This is a genomic window from Microbacterium sp. Y-01, assembly GCF_003856715.1.
GTDB classification, from domain to species: Bacteria; Actinomycetota; Actinomycetes; order Actinomycetales; family Microbacteriaceae; genus Microbacterium; species Microbacterium algeriense.
Genome location: NZ_CP024170.1, coordinates 3,099,456 through 3,119,803, shown reverse-complemented (window position 1 = coordinate 3,119,803; position 20,348 = coordinate 3,099,456). Strand labels below are relative to the sequence as shown.

The 20,348-nt window shown below is 68.1% G+C and carries 19 protein-coding genes; 17 read left to right on the top strand and 2 right to left on the bottom strand.

Features of this window, described 5'->3' with window-relative positions:
* Nucleotides 1-55: 55 nt before the first annotated feature.
* The 17 genes from CSX12_RS14975 (at nucleotide 56) to CSX12_RS14895 (ending at nucleotide 17,912) form a co-directional block, all read left to right on the top strand.
* Nucleotides 56-1,096 (top strand): ABC transporter, encoded by a 1,041-nt coding sequence (locus tag CSX12_RS14975; protein WP_124896301.1) that lies wholly within the window; start codon nucleotides 56-58, stop codon nucleotides 1,094-1,096.
* A 68-nt stretch (nucleotides 1,097-1,164) separates the two neighbouring features.
* Nucleotides 1,165-1,596, top strand: a complete 432-nt coding sequence (locus tag CSX12_RS14970; RefSeq protein WP_124896300.1) for a hypothetical protein — start codon at nucleotides 1,165-1,167, stop codon at nucleotides 1,594-1,596.
* Nucleotides 1,597-1,963: 367 nt separating this feature from the next.
* Nucleotides 1,964-2,611 (top strand): hypothetical protein, encoded by a 648-nt coding sequence (locus CSX12_RS14965; protein ID WP_026049632.1) that lies wholly within the window; start codon nucleotides 1,964-1,966, stop codon nucleotides 2,609-2,611.
* A gap of 229 nt (nucleotides 2,612-2,840) precedes the next feature.
* Nucleotides 2,841-3,209 carry a 30S ribosomal protein S12 gene (rpsL, locus tag CSX12_RS14960; RefSeq protein WP_017201609.1) on the top strand — a complete coding sequence of 123 codons (369 nt, stop codon included), beginning with the start codon at nucleotides 2,841-2,843 and terminating at the stop codon, nucleotides 3,207-3,209.
* 5 nt (nucleotides 3,210-3,214) lie between these two features.
* Nucleotides 3,215-3,685 (top strand): 30S ribosomal protein S7, encoded by a 471-nt coding sequence (rpsG, locus tag CSX12_RS14955; protein WP_017201608.1) that lies wholly within the window; start codon nucleotides 3,215-3,217, stop codon nucleotides 3,683-3,685.
* A gap of 111 nt (nucleotides 3,686-3,796) precedes the next feature.
* The gene (gene fusA / locus CSX12_RS14950; protein ID WP_026049631.1) at nucleotides 3,797-5,911 is read left to right on the top strand and encodes an elongation factor G; all 2,115 of its coding nucleotides are present in this window, start codon (nucleotides 3,797-3,799) and stop codon (nucleotides 5,909-5,911) included.
* Between the two features lie 169 nt (nucleotides 5,912-6,080).
* Nucleotides 6,081-7,271, top strand: a complete 1,191-nt coding sequence (gene tuf / locus CSX12_RS14945; protein WP_017201606.1) for an elongation factor Tu — start codon at nucleotides 6,081-6,083, stop codon at nucleotides 7,269-7,271.
* 117 nt (nucleotides 7,272-7,388) lie between these two features.
* Nucleotides 7,389-8,042 carry a VanZ family protein gene (locus CSX12_RS14940; protein ID WP_124896299.1) on the top strand — a complete coding sequence of 218 codons (654 nt, stop codon included), beginning with the start codon at nucleotides 7,389-7,391 and terminating at the stop codon, nucleotides 8,040-8,042.
* 255 nt (nucleotides 8,043-8,297) lie between these two features.
* Nucleotides 8,298-9,290: a hypothetical protein gene (locus tag CSX12_RS14935; protein ID WP_124896298.1), complete on the top strand. Its 993-nt coding sequence runs from the start codon at nucleotides 8,298-8,300 to the stop codon at nucleotides 9,288-9,290.
* The gene (locus CSX12_RS14930; RefSeq protein WP_124896297.1) at nucleotides 9,287-11,095 is read left to right on the top strand and encodes a nucleoside-diphosphate sugar epimerase/dehydratase; all 1,809 of its coding nucleotides are present in this window, start codon (nucleotides 9,287-9,289) and stop codon (nucleotides 11,093-11,095) included. The genes CSX12_RS14935 and CSX12_RS14930 overlap by 4 nt, the downstream gene beginning before the upstream one ends.
* Complete coding sequence (locus CSX12_RS14925) at nucleotides 11,092-12,228, top strand: aminotransferase class I/II-fold pyridoxal phosphate-dependent enzyme (RefSeq protein ID WP_124896296.1); 1,137 nt, start codon at nucleotides 11,092-11,094, stop codon at nucleotides 12,226-12,228. The genes CSX12_RS14930 and CSX12_RS14925 overlap by 4 nt, the downstream gene beginning before the upstream one ends.
* Nucleotides 12,225-12,851 carry a sugar transferase gene (locus tag CSX12_RS14920; protein ID WP_124896295.1) on the top strand — a complete coding sequence of 209 codons (627 nt, stop codon included), beginning with the start codon at nucleotides 12,225-12,227 and terminating at the stop codon, nucleotides 12,849-12,851. Before CSX12_RS14925 ends, CSX12_RS14920 begins: the two co-directional genes overlap by 4 nt.
* Complete coding sequence (locus CSX12_RS14915) at nucleotides 12,844-13,506, top strand: acetyltransferase (RefSeq protein WP_124896294.1); 663 nt, start codon at nucleotides 12,844-12,846, stop codon at nucleotides 13,504-13,506. The genes CSX12_RS14920 and CSX12_RS14915 overlap by 8 nt, the downstream gene beginning before the upstream one ends.
* Nucleotides 13,503-14,435: an NAD-dependent epimerase/dehydratase family protein gene (locus CSX12_RS14910; RefSeq protein ID WP_124896293.1), complete on the top strand. Its 933-nt coding sequence runs from the start codon at nucleotides 13,503-13,505 to the stop codon at nucleotides 14,433-14,435. Before CSX12_RS14915 ends, CSX12_RS14910 begins: the two co-directional genes overlap by 4 nt.
* Nucleotides 14,432-15,568 carry a glycosyltransferase family 4 protein gene (locus CSX12_RS14905; RefSeq protein ID WP_164479592.1) on the top strand — a complete coding sequence of 379 codons (1,137 nt, stop codon included), beginning with the start codon at nucleotides 14,432-14,434 and terminating at the stop codon, nucleotides 15,566-15,568. Before CSX12_RS14910 ends, CSX12_RS14905 begins: the two co-directional genes overlap by 4 nt.
* Nucleotides 15,565-16,893, top strand: coding sequence for an O-antigen polymerase (locus tag CSX12_RS14900; protein WP_124896291.1), 1,329 nt, complete (start codon nucleotides 15,565-15,567; stop codon nucleotides 16,891-16,893). Before CSX12_RS14905 ends, CSX12_RS14900 begins: the two co-directional genes overlap by 4 nt.
* Nucleotides 16,890-17,912, top strand: coding sequence for a hypothetical protein (locus CSX12_RS14895; RefSeq protein WP_124896290.1), 1,023 nt, complete (start codon nucleotides 16,890-16,892; stop codon nucleotides 17,910-17,912). The genes CSX12_RS14900 and CSX12_RS14895 overlap by 4 nt, the downstream gene beginning before the upstream one ends.
* On the opposite strand, the gene CSX12_RS14890 is transcribed toward CSX12_RS14895, so the two are convergent.
* On the bottom strand, nucleotides 17,891-19,045 hold the full coding sequence (locus tag CSX12_RS14890; RefSeq protein WP_124896289.1) for a hypothetical protein: 1,155 nt from the start codon (nucleotides 19,043-19,045) through the stop codon (nucleotides 17,891-17,893). The genes CSX12_RS14895 and CSX12_RS14890 overlap by 22 nt on opposite strands.
* The gene (locus CSX12_RS14885) at nucleotides 19,042-20,295 is read right to left on the bottom strand and encodes a nucleotide sugar dehydrogenase (RefSeq protein ID WP_124896288.1); all 1,254 of its coding nucleotides are present in this window, start codon (nucleotides 20,293-20,295) and stop codon (nucleotides 19,042-19,044) included. The genes CSX12_RS14890 and CSX12_RS14885 overlap by 4 nt, the downstream gene beginning before the upstream one ends.
* Between the last annotated feature and the right edge of the window lie 53 nt (nucleotides 20,296-20,348).

Here is a 20,348-nt window from a genome sequence, read left to right as displayed (position 1 = left end):
GCGGTTCGTGCGGCGGTAGCCTCGCAATGCACATTTCCGATGAGAGGCGCACCCCATGAGTGACCCCGACGTTCCCCAGCCCGAGAAGCCGGCTGACGTAGACGACGTCGTCGGCAGCGCGAATGCCGGCCTCGACGCCGCCGCAGCCGCGGGTGCAGATGTCCGCGGCACGAACGATGCCGCGGAGAGCACGCCTGCCGCGCAGCCCATCGACCCCGACCTGGCCGCGTTCGAAGAGGCGGAGCGGGACCACCCCGGCACCTTCGCCGCGCCGGCCCCGGCTCCCGCCCCGCCTGCTGCTCCCGTGCAGGCCGAGCCGCAGCGCGACATCGTCCACGACGCGCGGTCGGATGCCGACGCCGACACCGCCTCGTTCTACCCTGAGGCGACCGTGGCAGCACCCGTGCCGTTCGGGCACGAGGATTCCCGCATGGCCGACGCCGCCTACTCGACGCACAGTGACGACACGGACACGCGCATCGTGCCGTCCGAGCCGCTCGTCGCCGCTGCCGCCGTGCAGCCGCAGCAGCCTCAGCCGATCTTCGTGCAGGCGCCGGAGCCGCCCCGTGACCGCGGCAACCGCGGCACCGCCGGTGCGATCGGCCTGCTCGCCACGCTCGTGTTCGCCATCCTGTACCTCGGCGCGGCCCTCGGCCTCGGCGCGATCGCGGGTGACGTGACCGGTGAGAACATCGGCCAGACCGCCATCGCGCCGCTCACCACGTGGGGATACTGGACGCCGGTCGTGGTTTTCTTCCTCGGCTTCTGGCTGCTGGGTGCGATCATCAACCGCGGTCGCTGGGGCCTCTGGGTGGTGTTCGGCATCATCGTCGGCGTCATCGCCTATGCCGGGCACATCCTCGGTCAGCTGTTCGAGGCTCCGTTCTGGAAGCTCACCGCCGCCGAAGGACTCGACGTCGTCGGCGGGCAGCTGCTCGCTCCGCTGGCCATCGCCGCCTTCGTGTTCGCGCGGGAGCTCACCATCTGGTTCGGCGCGTGGGTCGCCCGCAGCGGCGCCAGGAAGACCGAGCTCAACGCCGAGGCGCAGCGCGAGTACGAGCGCACCCTCGAAGCCGGCCCGACGCTCGCGAGGTAATCACGAACTCCACCACGCCGAACCCCCGCGGACCCGAGTCCGCGGGGGTTTCGGCTGTCCTCGCCACGGTGTTCGCGACCATCGGGTTCTTCGCTCTCGCGGTGTTCGGCCTCGGGGCGCTGAGCGTCGCGACCGACACGGACATCATCGCGGTGCCGAACCTGGGTCAGGCTCCCGGCGCGATCGGCATGCTCGTCGCGGTGATCTCGTTCGCCCTCATGCTGTTCTCCACACTGCGGCGATCGCAGCCGTCGTATGTCGCCACGATCGCGATCGCCCTGCTCGCCGGCATCCTGCACCTCGTCGCGGTCTGGATGACGGTGCTCTTCGGCACGGGCAGCTTCGTGCTCGCGACCGCCGTCGCCGGAGATCTCGTCCGCGGGGGAGCGAGTGCGATCCTGGTGCTCGCGGGACTCCTCGCCGGGTGGGGCGGCATCGCGCTGCGCCGCACCCGTGCCGAGCACCCGCGCTGGCCGTGGGAGCGCGACGACGAGGAGTGACGGCGCGCCGCTACCTCCTGACGATCCGACGACCACGACGATCCGCCGCCCCTGCGACGACCCGCCGCCCCTGCGACGACCCGCCGACCCTGCGACGATCCGCCGCCCCTGTGACGATCCGCCGCCCCTGTGACGATCCGCCGACGATTCGACGGCATCCCCTCGGCGAATCGTCGTACCTTCCGGGAATTGTCACCGGAGCCGACGGCATCCCCTCGGCGAATCGTCGTACCTTCCGGGAATTGTCACCGCAGCCGACGGCATCCCCTCGGTGAATCGTCGTGCCTTCCGGGAATCGTCCCGACGGCCACTCGCCGTGACCGCGGAAATCGCGGCGGTGACAGGCGACGCGCCGTACGCTGGTGGGGTGGAGCGCTCATTGGAGACGCAGGTGGACCAGGCCGTCGAGGCCTGGCTGCGCTGGGTGCCGCGCTGGGAGCCAGCCACCCACCGCGGCAGGGTCGCGCCGTGCCGCCGGTGCCTCGGTTCTCCGATCCTCTCGGCCGCGGGCATCGGGGCCAACACCCCGCACGGCGTGCAGCACGGACTCTCCACGCGCATTAAGACGATCGTCGATCACGCCGTGGCGGAGTACACCGCACGGAACCTGCCGATGCTGCAGCGCGAACTCGATCAGCAGGCCGCCCGCAATCGCGCGCGCAGCTACCGGCCGACGGAGGACCTGGATCCCGAGTTCGACGGACTGCCCCTCGACCCGGAACCCGTGCCTGGCGCACCGTTCCTGTTCACGATCGCGGGCCTGGCCGACGACTCCGCCGCGGAGCTGCCCGCACTGCCGCCGCTGACCGAGGAGGCCAAGGTGGCCCTGCGCCAGGAGGTGGCGCTCGCCGACGAGTACGCCAACATGGTCGGACGCGAGATCTGCGGCATCCTGCTGCGACACCGCATCCACATCCAGGCGGCCATCTCGCAGCACGTCGAGCCGCAGATCGAGGCGCTCCTCGCCGAGCTCACCGAATCCCTGGACTCCCCGTTCGACCCGGATCTGCCCTGACGACCTCGGCGCTGCCTGTCGAGGTCGCGCTCATTTGACCGGCACGTTACGCGGCATTACACTTGACCAGGTGTGTGCACGTCTCGATGTGCGCGCTGGGCGTCGGCACCATGCCGGTCCGCCCCCACGGCATACCCACCACACCAAAAGCACGTCGGTTCCGGCGTGCCGGTGGGTCATGATGTGAAACCCATCACGCTGTCACCGTGCAGCACTATGAGGAGAGAACGTGCCAACCATTCAGCAGTTGGTTCGCAAGGGTCGCTCGCCCAAGGTCACCAAGACCAAGGCGCCGGCGCTCAAGTCGAACCCGCAGCAGGCCGGGGTCTGCACCCGCGTCTACACCACCACCCCCAAGAAGCCGAACTCGGCGATGCGCAAGGTCGCTCGTGTGAAGCTCCGCAACGGCACCGAGGTCACCGCGTACATCCCCGGTGAGGGCCACAACCTGCAGGAGCACTCGCTGGTGCTCGTGCGCGGCGGTCGTGTGAAGGACCTCCCCGGTGTGCGTTACAAGATCGTCCGTGGCGCCCTGGACACCCAGGCTGTCAAGAACCGTAAGCAGGCTCGTTCCCGCTACGGCGCGAAGAAGGGTTGAGTTAGATGCCTCGTAAGGGACCGGCCCCGAAGCGCCCCGTCGTCAACGACCCGGTATACGGCGCACCGATCGTCACCTCGCTGGTGAACAAGATCCTCGTCGACGGCAAGAAGTCGCTGGCCGAGTCGATCGTCTACGGCGCCCTCCGCGGTGTCGAGGCGAAGAACGGTCAGGACGCCGTCGCCACGCTCAAGAAGGCGCTCGACAACGTGCGCCCGACTCTCGAGGTCCGCAGCCGCCGCGTCGGTGGCTCGACCTACCAGGTGCCGGTCGAGGTCAAGCCTCACCGCGCCAACACCCTCGCTCTGCGCTGGCTCGTGAGCTACGCGAAGGGTCGTCGTGAGAAGACGATGACCGAGCGTCTGCAGAACGAGATCCTCGACGCGTCGAACGGCCTGGGCGCCGCGGTCAAGCGCCGCGAGGACACGCACAAGATGGCCGAGTCGAACCGCGCGTTCGCTCACTACCGCTGGTAACCCGTTCGACGGGCTCAGGGACCGATCCGCGTTCCTGGGCCCGTCGCACCCCCTCTTCGCAGTACACCTGCTCTTCGCAGTACACCTGCTCCAAACGATAAGGACACTCCTGTGGCACAAGACGTGCTCACGGACCTGAGCAAGGTCCGCAACATCGGCATCATGGCGCACATCGATGCCGGCAAGACCACGACGACCGAGCGCATCCTGTTCTACACGGGCGTCAACCACAAGCTCGGCGAGACGCACGACGGCGCGTCGACCACCGACTGGATGGAGCAGGAGAAGGAGCGCGGCATCACGATCACGTCTGCCGCCGTGACCTGCTTCTGGAACAAGAACCAGATCAACATCATCGACACCCCCGGCCACGTGGACTTCACGGTCGAGGTGGAGCGCTCGCTCCGCGTGCTCGACGGTGCGGTCGCCGTGTTCGACGGCAAGGAGGGCGTCGAGCCCCAGTCCGAGACCGTCTGGCGCCAGGCCGACAAGTACAACGTGCCCCGCATCTGCTTCGTCAACAAGATGGACAAGCTCGGCGCGGACTTCTACTTCACGGTCGACACGATCGTCAGCCGCCTCGGCGCCAAGCCGCTCGTCATCCAGCTGCCCATCGGTGCGGAGAACGACTTCATCGGAGTCGTCGACCTCATCGAGATGCGTGCGCTGGTCTGGCCCGGCGACGCCAAGGGTGATGTCACCATGGGCGCCAAGTACGAGGTCCAGGAGATCCCGGCCGACCTGAAGGACAAGGCTGAGGAGTACCGTCAGCAGCTCCTCGAGACCGTCGCCGAGACCGACGACGCGCTGCTCGAGAAGTTCTTCGGCGGCGAGGAGCTCTCGGTCGCCGAGATCAAGGGCGCGATCCGCAAGCTGACCATCGCCTCGGAGATCTACCCGGTCCTCTGCGGCTCCGCGTTCAAGAACCGCGGCGTCCAGCCGATGCTCGACGCGGTCGTCGACTTCCTGCCGAACCCCCTCGACGTCGGTGCCATCGAGGCGCACGACCCGAAGGACTACGACACGATCATCGAGCGTCACCCCGACGCGAACGACCCGTTCTCGGCTCTCGCGTTCAAGGTCGCCGTGCACCCGTTCTTCGGTCGCCTGACCTACGTTCGCGTGTACTCGGGACACCTCGACTCCGGCTCCGCGGTCATCAACTCGACCAAGGGCAAGAAGGAGCGCATCGGAAAGATCTTCCAGATGCACGCCAACAAGGAGAACCCGGTCGACTCGCTGACCGCCGGCAACATCTACGCGGTCATCGGCCTGAAGGACACCACCACCGGTGACACCCTGTCCGACATCGCGAACCCGGTCGTCCTCGAGTCGATGACGTTCCCGGAGCCGGTCATCGAGGTCGCCATCGAGCCGAAGACCAAGGCCGACCAGGAGAAGCTGGGTCTCGCGATCCAGAAGCTCGCTGAGGAGGACCCGACCTTCCGCACGGAGCTCAACCCCGAGACCGGTCAGACGACCATCAAGGGCATGGGCGAGCTGCACCTCGACATCCTCGTGGACCGCATGAAGCGCGAGTTCCGCGTCGAGGCGAACGTCGGAAAGCCCCAGGTGGCCTACCGCGAGACGATCCGCAAGGCCGTCGAGAAGCACGACTACACGCACAAGAAGCAGACCGGTGGTTCGGGTCAGTTCGCGAAGATCCAGTTCACGATCGAGCCCCTCGACCTGGACGCTGAGAAGACCTACGAGTTCGTGAACGCCGTTACCGGTGGTCGCATCCCTCGTGAGTACATCGGCTCGATCGACGCCGGTTTCCAGGACGCCATGAACGTCGGAGTCCTCGCGGGCTACCCGATGGTCGGCGTCAAGGCGACCATCGTCGACGGTGCGGCGCACGACGTCGACTCCTCGGAGATGGCGTTCAAGATCGCGGGCTCCATGGGCTTCAAGGAGGCCGCTCGCCGTGCCAACCCCGTGCTGCTCGAGCCGCTGATGGCCGTCGAGGTCCGTACTCCCGAGGAGTACATGGGCGACGTCATCGGCGACCTGAACTCGCGTCGTGGCCAGATCCAGTCGATGGAGGACGCCGCCGGCGTCAAGGTCGTCCGCGCCCAGGTCCCGCTGTCCGAGATGTTCGGATACATCGGCGACCTGCGCTCGAAGACCTCGGGCCGCGCGGTCTACTCGATGGAGTTCCACAGCTACGCTGAGGTGCCCCGCGCTGTGGCCGACGAGATCGTCCAGAAGACCAAGGGCGAGTAATCGCTCTTCTGGGAGCCCTGGGTTGCTGAGCCTGTCGAAGCAACCCGGGGTTCCCAGGTCACCTACAACTTCACATTCCCTCTCTACTAAACTGAGAACCTAACCCGTAGAGAACCGGTCGCAAACCAGTGCCCGGTCACCCCTACAACGACGTCCTGAGGAGGACCCAGTGGCTAAGGCCAAGTTCGAGCGGACCAAGCCGCACGTCAACATCGGAACGATCGGTCACGTCGACCACGGCAAGACCACGCTCTCCGCAGCGATCTCGAAGGTGCTTGCTGACAAGTACCCGTCCGACACCAACGTGCAGCGTGACTTCGCTTCCATCGACTCGGCGCCGGAAGAGCGCCAGCGTGGTATCACCATCAACATCTCGCACATCGAGTACGAGACCCCGAAGCGCCACTACGCGCACGTTGACGCCCCCGGCCACGCCGACTACGTCAAGAACATGATCACCGGTGCGGCTCAGATGGACGGCGCGATCCTCGTGGTCGCCGCCACCGACGGCCCGATGGCTCAGACGCGTGAGCACGTGCTGCTCGCCAAGCAGGTCGGCGTTCCGTACCTGCTCGTCGCGCTGAACAAGTCCGACATGGTCGACGACGAGGAGATCCTGGAGCTCGTCGAGCTCGAGGTTCGCGAGCTGCTCGCGAGCCAGGGCTTCTCCGAGGACGCCCCCGTCGTGCGCGTCTCCGCTCTCAAGGCCCTCGAGGGCGACGAGAAGTGGGTCGACGCGATCCTCGAGCTCATGCAGGCCGTCGACGACAGCGTGCCGGACCCCGAGCGTGACCGCGACAAGCCGTTCCTGATGCCCGTCGAGGACGTCTTCACGATCACCGGTCGTGGCACCGTCGTCACGGGTCGCGCCGAGCGTGGCACCCTGGCCATCAACTCCGAGGTCGAGATCGTCGGTCTGCGTCCCACGCAGAAGACGACCGTCACCGGTATCGAGATGTTCCACAAGCAGCTCGACGAGGCCTGGGCCGGCGAGAACTGTGGTCTGCTGCTCCGCGGCACCAAGCGTGAGGACGTCGAGCGCGGCCAGGTCGTCGTGAAGCCGGGTTCGATCACCCCGCACACGAACTTCGAGGGCACCGCGTACATCCTGTCGAAGGACGAGGGTGGCCGTCACAACCCGTTCTACACGAACTACCGCCCGCAGTTCTACTTCCGCACCACCGACGTCACCGGCGTCATCTCGCTGCCCGAGGGCACCGAGATGGTCATGCCCGGCGACACCACCGACATGTCGGTCGAGCTGATCCAGCCGATCGCCATGGAGGAGGGCCTCGGCTTCGCCATCCGTGAGGGTGGACGCACCGTGGGCGCCGGTACGGTCACGAAGATCGTCAAGTAAGCACCTGCTTCCTTCGCACAGGGGTCGAGCCTTCGGGCTCGGCCCCTGTGTCGTTCGTCCGGACGGAAACCGGCGACTTCGCGGGGAATGCACGGATGCCGCCGCTAGCATCGACGGGTGACTGAGATCGTCGTCGGACCGCCGCCTCCCCGCAGCCATGCGCGCCTCTGGATCTCGACGATCCTCCTCATCTTCTACGCCGGCTTCGTGCTGCTGGTCACCATGTGGCCGCAGCCGCAGCAACTCGAGTTCGACGGCATCGCCGCCCGCGTGCTCCGGGCCCTGCACAACCTCGGGGTGCCGGAGGCGTTCGGCTACAACGCCCTCGAGTTCACCGCCAACATCGGCATGTTCGTCCCGCTCGGATTCCTCCTCGGGCTCGCCCTCGCCCGCCGCGCCTGGTGGGTGGCGATCTTCCTGCTGCCCGGCTTCTCCGCGGCCATCGAGTTCGTGCAGGGGATCGCCCTCGACGAGCGTGTCTCCACTGTGCTCGATGTGCTCGCCAACACGATCGGCGGCTACCTCGGGCTGCTGTTCGCGATGATCCTGCGCGCCATGATCCATGCGCGCGACCGCACCAAGATCGAGCGCGAGCTGTGGGAACGCCGCGCGGCCGCAGCCCAGCTGCAGCAGGAGAACGCGCGTCGCGCTGCCGCGGCGGCCGCTTCGCCCGCCCCTGCCCGGTACGTGGAACCCGATCCGGTCACCCGCGTGCTCGACGCCGACTTCTGGGACACCGGAGACGCGCCAACGGTGCGGCTGCCGCTCTGAGGGCCTGGGTGCGGTCGGCCGTCTTGACCCCCTAGGGTGGTCTTGACGGCCGCGCTGACGTGCCCCTCGGAACCGGAGCCGATCGTGGGGACAAGGCCGGAGTAATTCATCCAATAGGATAAATAGACCGCAAGGTTGCGGAGAGAATCGTCATCCCCGGTATCGGACGCGCCGAAGTGTCGTGCGACACCGATGTATTGGGATGCTGGTCAGACCATAGTCGTACCGTGCCCATGTGGTTCGAAGAGGAGAAGCATGTCGCCGGGGGAGTGGTTCGTCGCTGTCAGACGCACGTGGCTGGGAATGCTCACCGTGTTCCTCCTGTGCGTCCTCGGTTCGGGGGCACTGCTTCTCGTGACGCCGCCCGCTTACGAGGCCGAGTCGGAGATCGTCTTCAGCGCCGACCCCGGGGCCACGAACTTCGTCCCGCGGACCGTCGCGACGAATGCTGCAGTGCGGGCACGCTCGGCGAGCGTGATCGCGACCGTCGCCGAAGAATTCGATGTGAACCGGTCGGAACTCGCCGACGGCGTCTCCGCGACCTGGATCGCCGACACCTCGATGACCGCCATCACGGTCTCTCACACGGACCCCCGCCTCGCGGCCGATCTCGCGACCGCGATCGCGCAGACCGCGGCGGACCAAGCCGGATCCGACGTCCGCGCTCGCGCCTATCCGGCGGCGGTGCCCGAGTCGCCGGTGCGGCCGCAGGTCGCGACGACGCTGGCCGTGGGCGCCCTGCTCGGGATCGCCCTCGCGATCGTCTACGCGGCCCTGCGCTTCACATTCTCCCGCCGCATCCGCTCCCTCGCCGACGCCGCGGATCTGACCGGACTGCCCGCCTATGCCTGGCCGAACGGCGAGCCCACGGCCGAGCAGACCCACGAGCTCCAGCTCCTCACCGGGGTGTGGGCGGGGGAAGAGGGCACCATCGCCCTGCTGCCCGTGGACGCCACGATCGACACGGCGACCGTTGCGCGGCGCATCAAGGCCGGTGCTGCCGGACTGACGGTCGTGCGGCTGCCGCTGACCCGAAAGGGCTTGCCGGACGCAGCGGCTCTCCAGCGCGCCGGAGCGCTCGTCCTCCTCATGAAAGTCGGCGAGACGAGCAGACGTGCCGCGGACACGCTGGGGCACCTGCGACGCGAGGGTGCGACGAACCTGCGAGGGGTGATCGTCGTCGGAACCGGGACGAGACGGCGCGCGACGAGCACGATGAGTGAGCCTGCAAACGGAGAACGTGCATGAACACAGTGGAAGACGCCGGGCGTCCGAAGGTCAGCCTCTTCGCTCTGGACGGACTCGCCTGGATCGTCGCAGGGCTGCTCGTGGTGCTGCTGCGCTACGACTTCCTGGTGCCGGCGGTCGTCTGGCCGTTCACCGCGATCGTGATCGTCGGCCTGATCGGCGCCCAGTTCGCGGCAGGCTTCATCCTGCACCTGTACCGCGGACGGTACCTGTACGGCTCGATCGAGGAGGTCCGAGCGCTCGGACTCGCCGCGCTGATCGTGGGAATCCTGCTGGGGGGCGCGCTTCTCGTATGGATGCGCCAGCCCGCTGAGGCCCTTCGCAGTGCGCTGTCCGCCACGGCGATCGCGCTGATCCTCATGCTGGTCTTCCGCTACGTGCCCCTCGTCTTCAACCGGAGTTCCAAGGAGATGCCGGGTGGGGCGCGCAAGGTGCTCGTGTTCGGTGCGGGCTGGGTCGGTCAACAGCTCATCAGCCGGATGCTGAACGAGAGCCAGGAGCCGGTCTTCAGCCCGGTCGGTCTCATCGACGACGACGTGAAGAAGCGCAACCTGCGGGTGAAGGGCGTCCCGGTTCTGGGAACCCTGGCCCAGCTGAAGGCGGCCGTGGAGATCAGCGGTGCGACCGAACTCGTCATCGCGGTCGGACGCGCCGATGCCGCACTCCTCCGACGTGCCACCGATGCCGGCAACGCCGCGGGCCTCAACGTCCTCGTTCTCCCCGAGCTCGACAAGGTCCTGCAGGGCGCCAGCCGCGTCCGCGACCTGAGAGACGTGCGCATCGAGGACCTCATCGGGCGCCAGCCCGTCGACACGGACGTCAAGTCGATCGCCGGCTACGTGACGGGAAAGCGCGTTCTCGTCACGGGCGCAGGCGGATCGATCGGCGGCGAGCTGTGCCGCCAGCTGGCGCAGTTCGGACCCGAGACGCTCATCATGCTCGACCGTGATGAGAGCGGTCTGCAGGGGAGCCAGCTCAGCATCTCCGGTCACGGGCTGCTCGACACCGACGACGTCGTCCTCGCGGACATCCGCGATGTCGAGTCTCTGCGCGAGGTCTTCCAGCGCCACCGCCCCCAGGTCGTGTTCCACGCCGCGGCTCTGAAGCACCTCCCCATGCTCGAGCAGTATCCCGAGGAGGCGTGGAAGACCAACGTCCTCGGCACCCGGAACGTGCTCCAGGCGGCTCTCGATGTCGATGTCGACACCTTCGTGAACATCTCCACGGACAAGGCGGCGAATCCGTCGAGCGTTCTCGGTCATTCCAAGCGGGTGGCGGAGAAGCTCACCGTCTGGGCGGCGAACACGTCCGGGCGGCGCTATCTTTCCGTCCGCTTCGGCAACGTCATCGGAAGTCGCGGCAGCATGCTCCCGATGTTCCGCAGACTGATCGAGGCCGGCGGTCCGGTCACGGTGACGCACCCGGAGGTCACGCGCTACTTCATGACCATCTCCGAGGCGTGCCAGTTGGTGGTCCAGGCCGGCGGTATCGGCCGGCCCGGTGAGGTGCTGATCCTCGACATGGGCGAGCCCGTGAAGATCCTCGACATCGCGAAGCGGATGATCGCGATGTCCGGAGAGTTCGTCGAGATCGTCTACACCGGCTTGCGGCCGGGAGAGAAGCTGCACGAGGAGCTGATCGGCGCCGATGAGGTCGTCGAGCGCCCGTTCCACCCGCAGATCCAGCACACCTCCATCGGAAGCATCAGCCCGCAGGCTCTCGATCTCCAGGGATGGATGGGGCGGCTGCGCCCTGAGGACGCCGGCGTGAGCATCCCCGCCGGAGAAGGAGACCTGCAGCGATGAGCGACCGCATCTACATGTCTTCGCCTGACGTCGGCGAGCTCGAGGAGAAGGCGATCGTCGCCGCCCTTCGCTCGGGGTGGGTCGCTCCGCTCGGCCCGGACGTCGATGCCTTCGAGCGCGAGATGAGCGCGCGGGTGGGCGTGCGCCATGCCGTCGCGCTGAGCTCCGGCACAGCGGGCCTCCACCTGGGCCTGCTCGCTCTCGGCGTCGGCTCCGGCGACATCGTCCTGACATCGAGCTTCACGTTCGCCGCCACGGCGAACGCGATCGCCTACACGGGAGCGACGCCGTACTTCATCGACGCCGATCCGATCACGGGAAACCTGGACGTGGATCTGCTGGGCGACGTCATCGCGGAGCTCGAGTCGAAGGGGACTCCCGCAAAGGCGATCGTGCCTGTCGACCTGCTCGGCAAGGTGGCCGATCTCGAGGCGATCGATCGTCTCGCGCGTGAGCACGAGATCCCCGTGCTGACGGACGCCGCCGAATCGCTGGGCGCCCGTCGCAACGGCCGCGCCGCGGGAAGCTTCGGGCACGCATCCGTCTTCTCCTTCAACGGCAACAAGATCATGACGACCTCCGGCGGCGGGATGCTGCTCACCGACGACGCGGAGATGGCGGATCGAGTCCGCTATCTCGCGACCCAGGCGAGGCAGCCGGTCGCTCACTACGAGCACACCGAGATCGGGTACAACTACCGGCTGAGCAACCTCCTGGCAGCGCTGGGCCGCGCGCAGCTGTCCCGGCTCGACGGGATGATCGCTCGACGCCACCGCTGGCGCGACGAGTATCGGCAGCTCTTCGCCGCCGTCGACGGCGTCACGATCTTCGGAGGTGAGGACGACGCCGAGGACAACGCCTGGCTCACAGCGGTGCTCGTCGACGAGGCGGTCACGGGTTGGAACGCTTCCGAGCTCTCCGCACATCTGGGTTCGCACGACATCGAGTCCCGGCCGCTGTGGAAGCCCATGCACCTGCAGCCGGTGTTCGCCGATGCGCCTGCCGCCGTCACCGGAGCCTCCGAGCGCTTCTTCCGGTCGGGGATCACCCTGCCCTCCGGCTCGGCCCTTTCCGACGAGCAGATGGCCCGCGTGCAGGATCTGATCCGCGGTTTCCTGGCGGAGCGCGCATGATCACGGTCCTGTCCGACGCACTGAAGCGGGTGCTGGACATCGCCGTGGCCGCGGTCGTCCTGATCCTCACGCTGCCCGTGCAGATCGTCGTGGCGGCGATGATCATGGTCAAACTCGGACGCCCGGTGATCTTCCGTCAGCCGCGCCCTGGTCGGCACGGCGAGGTCTTCACTCTCTACAAGTTCCGCACCATGCGACCGCTCGACCCCGCTCGCGGGCTGGCGAGCGACGAGGCCCGGCTGACCCGCTTCGGACGTCTGCTCCGCGCCACGAGCCTCGACGAGCTGCCGACGTTCTGGAACGTGCTCTTCGGAGACATGAGCCTGGTGGGACCGCGACCGCTTCTGGTGTCGTACCTCGACCGGTACACGCCCGCGCAGGCGCGACGTCACGAGGTCCGACCAGGAGTGACGGGTCTGGCGCAGGTGAGCGGACGGAACTCCGTCGACTGGGACGAGCGTCTGCAGCTCGACGTGGAGTACGTCGATCGACGCTCGCTGGCCCTGGATCTCTGGATCCTCTGGCGCACCGTCGCGGTCGTCATCCGGCGCGATGGCGTCAGCGCGAACGGGCACGCGACGATGCCCGAGTTCCGTCCCGGTCTGCGAGACGCGGATGCATGAGCTCGTCATCCTCGGCGCGGGAGGGTTTGCCCGCGAGACTCTCGATGTCGTGGAGGCCGTCAACGCGCTGTCTCCGACCTTCGATGTGCGGGGCTTCGCCGACGACGCTCCGAGCGACCTCGCTCTGCAGCGCCTCGCGGAGCGCGGGCATCGGCATCTCGGCCGCATCGACGACGTGCTCGCCGCGCATCCGCGGGCGAGCGTCATCATCGCCGTGGGATCACCCGAGCACCGCGCAGCGATCGCCGCACGCGTGCCGAACGAGCGTGCCGCGACAGCGGTGCACCCGAGGGCCTCGGTCGGCGCCCGCACCGTGATCGAGCCGGGCACCGTCATCTGCGCCGGCGTGCTCGTCTCCACGAACGTCAGGATCGGGCGGCACGCTCACCTCAACCCCGGTGCGATCGTCGGCCATGACAGCGTTCTCGCCGACGCGGTGTCGCTGAACCCCGGCGCCGTCGTCTCCGGAGACGTCCGCATCGACGAGCGTGTGCTCGTCGGCGCCAACGCCGTCGTGCTGCAGGGGCTCCACATCGGCGCGGGCGTGACGGTCGGCGCGGCCGCCTGCGTCACGAAGGACGCCCCCGCAGGGGTGACACTGGTGGGAGTGCCCGCTCACGACCACCGAACAAGAGGAAAGAGTCAGAGCTCGTGAAGGTAGTCATCACCGGCGGAGCCGGGTTCATCGGTTCCAACCTCGTGCGGAGGTTCAACGACGAGGAACCCGATGTCGACGTGCACGTGCTCGACGACTTCAGCACCGGTCGCGACGGCAACCTGACGGGCACGAGGATGACGCTGCACCGCGGATCCGTCGCGGACGCCGACGCCGTGGCCGCCGCCACGGTCGGCGCGGACGCGATCGTTCATCTCGGCGCACTGGGCAGCGTGCCGCGCTCCATCGACGATCCGATGGCGTCGCACGTCGCCAACCTCACGGGCACTCTGACCGTGCTCGAGGCAGCAAGGCGCGAGAACGCCTATGTGGTGATGGCGTCGTCGAGCTCGGTGTACGGTGCGAACCCGGCGCTTCCGAAGTCGGAGTTCGACTGGACGAGGCCGATGAGCCCGTACGCGGCGACGAAGCTGGGCGGCGAAGCCTACGTGCTGGCCTATCAGTACTCCTACGGTCTGCCGACCCTCGCCTTCCGCTTCTTCAATGTGTACGGGCCCTATCAGCCGGCGGACCACGTCTATGCGGCCGTCATCCCGCGCTTCGTCGATGCGGCGCTGGCCGGACGACCGCTGACCATCCATGGCGATGGTCTGCAGTCACGCGACTTCACCAGCGTCGACACGGTGACGCATGCGCTGCTGGTGGCCGTTCGCGACCGGGTGACCTCGGAGCACCCGGTGAACCTGGCGTTCGGCACCAACACCACGCTGCGCGAACTCGTGTCCGTGATCGAAGAGCAGGTGGGTGTGCAGGTGGCCGTCGACCATGTCGACCCACGGCCCGGCGATGTGCGCGCTTCGCAGTCCGACGGCGTGCGGCTCCGCGAGCTGTTCCCGGACGTCCGCCCCGTCCCGCTCGAGGCGGGCATCGCGAAGACGGTCGCGTGGTTCCGGAGCAAGGACTCGTGAGCCCCGCCGGCCCGGCGCGGATACTGATCGGGGTCACAGCGGACGTCTCGGTCGGCCTGTTGTCCGGGCTGCCGCAGCGACTCGCTGCAGACGGGTGGGACGTGCACGTCGCGAGCTCGCCCGGACAGCGACTCGAGGCGCTCGGTGCGGAGCAGGGCGTGACCGTGCATCCGCTCGCGATGGCACGCGAGATCGATGTGGCCCGCGACCTCCGGGGGCTGCGCGACTGGATGGGGCTGATCCGTCGCGTGCGACCCGACGTCGTCTTCGTCGGCACCCCGAAGGCCGGTCTGCTCGGAATCACCGCCGCACGGCTGGTGGGTGTGCGGACCCGGGTCTATCACCTCCGAGGTCTGCGCCTCGAGACCGCCTCCGGGGTGATGCGCCGCGTCCTCGCATCGATGGAGCGGCTCACGATCCGCCTCTCGACGAAGACACTGGCGGTAAGCCCGAGCCTGCGGCAGCAGGTCGTATCGCTGGGGCTCGCGTCAGAGTCCCGCGTGACCGTGCTCGGTCACGGCAGCTCCAACGGTGTGGATGTGGAGCGCTTCGCCCCCGGTCGCCCGGTGGCGGAAGTGGATGGTCTGATTCCCGGGGTGCCGGTGATCGGCTTCGTCGGTCGACTCAACCACGACAAGGGGCTCGAGGTCCTCGCAGAAGCGTGTCGGCTTCTCGACGACGAGCGCGTCGACTACCAGCTCCTGATCGTCGGCGGCGTCGACGGTGCGGAGCTCACGCCCTTCTCCCGGCTCCGGCGACCGCCGATCGTGCTCGGGGCGGTCGACGACACGTCGATGTACTATCCCGTGATGCGCGCGCTCTGCCTCCCCACGTTGCGTGAGGGCTTCCCGAACGTCGTGCTGGAGGCGGGTGCGACGGGCATTGCGGTCGTGACGACCGATGCGACGGGTGCGGTCGACTCCGTGATCCCCGAGCGCACGGGACTCCTCGTGCCGGCTGGCGATGCGGGAGAGCTCGCCGTCGCCCTGCGCCGCGTGATCGAAGAACCCGATCTCGCAGCGGAGCTGGGGGCGGCGGCGCGTGACTTCGTGGTCGAGAACTTCCGTCGCGACGCCGTTCACGCCTCGGTGTCCGGGTTCCTCCGAGACGAGATGGTCCGGGACCGTCCATGAACGGCGCGCTCAACGGCCTCGGCGCGCTCATCGTGGTGGCTCTGCTCATCGGGCTCACGGTGCTGACCTGGTTCGTCGCTCGCCGCGCGTTCCTCCCCGTGGCGGTGCACAACGGGGTATGGGTGGTGACGCTGACCCTCGTGGGGTCGGGACTCATCGCGTACCACGGCGCTTCCCTCGCAGCATGGGGCGTGCTGGTCGTCGGGCTCGCCTTCTTCTCCGTCGGTGCCTGGGGCGGGGCCGCACTCGCATCCCGCACCGCGCGGAGGGCTGATCTCGCTCCGCGGGACCACGCGCTCGTGAGCAGGCGGACGCTGGTGATCCTGTCGGGCGCGTATGTGCTCGGTTTCGGCACATACCTCTGGACGATCATCCAGCGGTTCGGCTGGGAGACGTTCTGGCTGCATCCCGAGCGGATCCGAGGCGCTGCCGAGTCATACCTCGCCGATGTCCCGATATGGGCGCGGTTGCTCATGTACGTCGGCCCGCTCCTGCTCGCGATCCTCATCGTGCCGGGGTCGGTGCGTGGCGGGTTGGAGTGGTGGTGGCGCGTTCCCGCCGCGGTGCTCCTGGCCGTTTCGATGCTCGCTCTGCTGCAGCGGACCAACCTCTTCGCCGGTGTGCTCCTCGCGATCGGCGCTCTCCTCCTCCTCTACGGCAGGGCACGCGGAGCCGACGCGTCGGGCGCCTGGTACCGGCGTCCGTGGGTGCCGGTCGTGGTGATCGGAGTGATCGGTGCGGCCGCGCTCCTCGCCTTCCAGCTGCTCGCCGGCGCGCTCGGCAAGACCGGAGACGTCGGCGAGAACGTCTCGCCGGTGCTGGCCTCGTCCGGGCTCTCCAGCCCCTTCATCTATCTGACTGCCGGAGTGCCCGCCTTCCTGTCGCTGGTGGACTCGACGAACGGCGCGTGGCCTCCTGCCGGGGGCGTGCGGGTCGTGTACGGCGATTACAACCCTCAGACGTTCGGCACGGCGTTCTTCGAACCGGTCCTCAGCCTCCTTCCGGGCTTCCGCACGTGGAACCCCGTGGCACCCTTCACTGACGTGGGCACACTCACGAACGTGTACACCTGGCTGGAGCCCTTCTACCGGGACTGGCGAGTGATCGGGGTCGCCATCGGCGTCGCGCTGATCGGCGCACTCGTCGCGTATCTCTGCGCCACGCGGAAAGCGTCGGCGACTCGCTGGTGGCTCGCCGCACTGCTCGTCTCGACGCTGTTCCTCGCCACGTTCACCCAGAAGACCAACAACACCCTCTACCTGGTGACGGCAGCGATCGTGGTGGTCCTGGGTGCCGTGAACGCGCGAGGGCAGAGGCGAACATGAAGACGCTGCACACGTACACGAGTTACGGCCGGTCCGCAGGGAGTGCGCGGGTCCGTGTGTTCGATTGGCTCGACCGGGTCGACGTGCCTGCGGTCTCCCATTCGTATCTCGACAGCGCCAGCAATTCACCGCGCTCTCTGCTGAGGTCGCCGCTTCGTCTGCTCGAGGCCGAGTGGCGACTGCGCCGCGCGCCGTCCGGCGGCGCGACGGTGCTGGTGTCGCGGCAGGCGAGTCCGCTGAGTCGCGGCGGCGTGGAGGGGCGGCTGCTCCGAGGCGCCGGATTCGGCGTCTACGACTTCGACGACGCCCTCTACCTCGACCGCCGAGGCCCGCTGCCGAAGGCCGCGATCTGGCGCTCTGCCGTGGCCGCGGCGGACCGGGTCATCGCGGGCAATGCGACCCTTGCGGAGCAGGCGAGCCGAGTGAATCGCGACGTGACCGTCATCCCGAGCTGCGTGGATCCTGCGCAGTACACGCGCAAGACGGACTTCGACATCCATTCCGCACCTCGCGCGGTGTGGATCGGCTCACCAGCGACCGAGCACTACCTCCTGGACATCGAATCCGCCCTCCTCCGCGCACACGAGGAGACGGGCATGAGACTGAGCGTCATCAGCGCGGGGAGCGCGACGCTCGGCGCTCTCGACGCGATCGTGGACAGGGTCGAGTGGTCTCCGCAGACCTTCGGCGCCGCACTCGCAGGCGCTGACCTCGGGCTGATGCCGACACCGGATTCGGCGTGGGCGCGCGGCAAGTGCGGGTACAAACTGCTGCAGTACGGTGCCGCCGCCCTGCCCATGATGGGCGACCCGGTCGGAGTCAACGCGGAGATCCTGGAGCGAGGCGACGGGCTCGCGCCGCGGTCCACGGCGGAGTGGACGGATGCGCTGATCGGCTTCTTCTCCGAGAGCGCCGGGCGCCGCCGGGGACGCGGCGACGCAGGTCACCGCGCCGTGCTCGAGCATTACAGCTTCGCGGCGTGGGAGGAAGCCTGGCGTCAGGCGGTCACCGGCGTGTGACCCGAACGCCGCGCGACGAAGAGCCAGTAGAGCGAGGACAGCAGCGTGGACAGGGCGTAGGCCCAGATCGCCCCGCTCAGCCCTCCCAGCAGCGCTCCGAGCAGAGGACCGACGACGCCGAGCGCCGTCTGGACAAGTCGGGCGGCGAGAAGGTCGCCTCGTGACGCGCGCAGGCGGGACACGATGTAGAACGTGTGCCCGACCATGTTCGCCATGACGAAGACCGCCGTCGGTACGGCGAACGGCACGAGGTCACGGAGAGTTCCGAGCGGCCAGGAGGTCTGGCTCAGCAGAAGAAGCACTCCGGCGGCGGCGGCACCGAGGACGACGCCGCCCGCGATGACCGCGGTGACGGTGGTCAATGACATGCGCAGGCGGGCGATACGCGGCCGGATCGGATTCAGCAGCAGGCGCACCGGTGCGGCGACGTTCGACACGGCCCGGTACACGCCGAAGGGCCCCACACCCAGGATCGGTGCCAGGGCATAGGGGGTGCCGATCGAGGAAGCATCCATGATGAGCGAGTCGCGAACGAGCGGGGCGATGGCCGCACGACGCTCACGGACCCACCGCACGAGCGCTCCCGGTCGGCTCAGCGCCGGCCACCGCGAGAACGCGGCCGCGGCGACGCTCGACGCCGCCCAGGTACCGAGCACCCACGCGAGCTCGCCGCCGTGGAGGAGGAGCGTCACGGCGCACAGCGCGATGGCGACGACCGCGCCCACCACGTCGCCGAGGACGGAACCGCGTGTGTCGCGATTCTCGACCGCGTAGAAGCGTGCGGTCGAGCGATACGCGCTGCCGCCGATCGCGAGTGCCACGAGCCACCAGTACGGCGCGAGCGGGGAGGGGGTCACCGCGACGACGAGGCCCCCGGCCGCAGCGAAGATCAGGGCGAACTCCGTCGACGCGCCGCTGAAGTCCGACCAGGCCGCCGGCACGCCGGCTCGTGAACGGGTCGCTGCCTCGCAGATCAGCGAGAGCGCGAGCGACAGGGCGAAAGCTCCGGCGAGGTAGACGATCGAGAAGAGTCCGAAATCGGCGGGAGCGAGCGTGACGAGGCCGAGGACCTGAACGGAGAGCGTCGCGACCGCAGCGGCCGTGGACGTGAGGATCAGGCGCAGAGAGCTCACAAACGGACGACCCGCGGCCCCGTCAGACGGCCCTTCGTGTCGAGCACCGGCGTCGGCGAGTCGTTGAGCAGCGCGACGTCGAAGTCCGAGTGATCGGTCACGAGGATGACCAGATCCGCCGCCTCGATCTCTGCGGCGGAGAACTCCACGCGCTCCACGGCGGTCGGCCATCGGTGCGCCTCGACGTGCGCATCCGCACCGCGGATGGAGGCGCCGAACGACGTGAGCAGCTCGATGAGGCGCAGAGAAGGCGACTCGCGGATGTCAGCGGTGTCGCGCTTGTAGGCGAGTCCGACGAGCAGGATCGTGGAGCCGTTGAGCGAGCGCTGGTCCTCGTTGAGAAGTTCCATGGAGCGCTGTGCGACGTAGTCGGGCATGTGATCGTTGACGTCGTTCGCGAGCTCGACGAATCGGAAGCTGCGGCCGAGCTTCCGGCGGACCTGCCAGGAGAGGTAGCTCGGGTCGACCGGCAGGCAGTGTCCGCCGACGCCGGGCCCAGGCGTGAACTTCATGTACCCGAAGGGCTTCGTGGCTGCCGCGTCGATCGACTCCCAGATGTCGACCCCGAGGTCGTGTGCGAAGACGGCCAGTTCGTTCACCAGTGCGATGTTGACGTGGCGGAAGGTGTTCTCGAGAAGCTTCGTGAGCTCCGCCTCCTTGGGCGTCGTCACGGTGACGGTCTCGTCGACGAGCTGATCGTAGAAGGCCTTGACCTTGCCGAGCGAGGGCTCATCGATGCCGGACACCACCTTCGGGGTGTTGACGAAACCCCACTTCGGGTTGCCCGGGTCGATGCGCTCGGGGCTGTACCCGACCGCGAAGTCGCGTCCGGCCACGAGACCGGAGCCGGCCTCGAGAAGGGGGACGAGGATCTCCTCCGTGGTGCCGGGGTAGGTCGTGGACTCGAGGACGACCGTCGCGCCTTGGGTCAGCCGTGTCGCCAGCGACTCCCCCGCGGACTCGATGTAGGAGATATCGGGCAGCCCCTCCCGCAGCGGCGTCGGGACCGTGATCACAGCCACATCGAAGCCCTCGGCATCGTCGTAGTCGGACGAGGCGAGATACCTGCCGGTGCCGATCGCGTCCGCCAGCTGCTCGGACGAGATGTCGTCGACGTAGGACTCGCCTCCGCGCAGCGCGGCGATGCGCACTGCGTCGACGTCGAGGCCGACCACCGTCATCCCCACCTCGACCGCTCGCATGGCCACCGGAAGACCGACATAACCCTGACCGACGACAACAGCTTTCACGTGCACTCCTCCATGGTGTGGTCGAACCCCGCCATGGGCGTGCGACGCCGTCT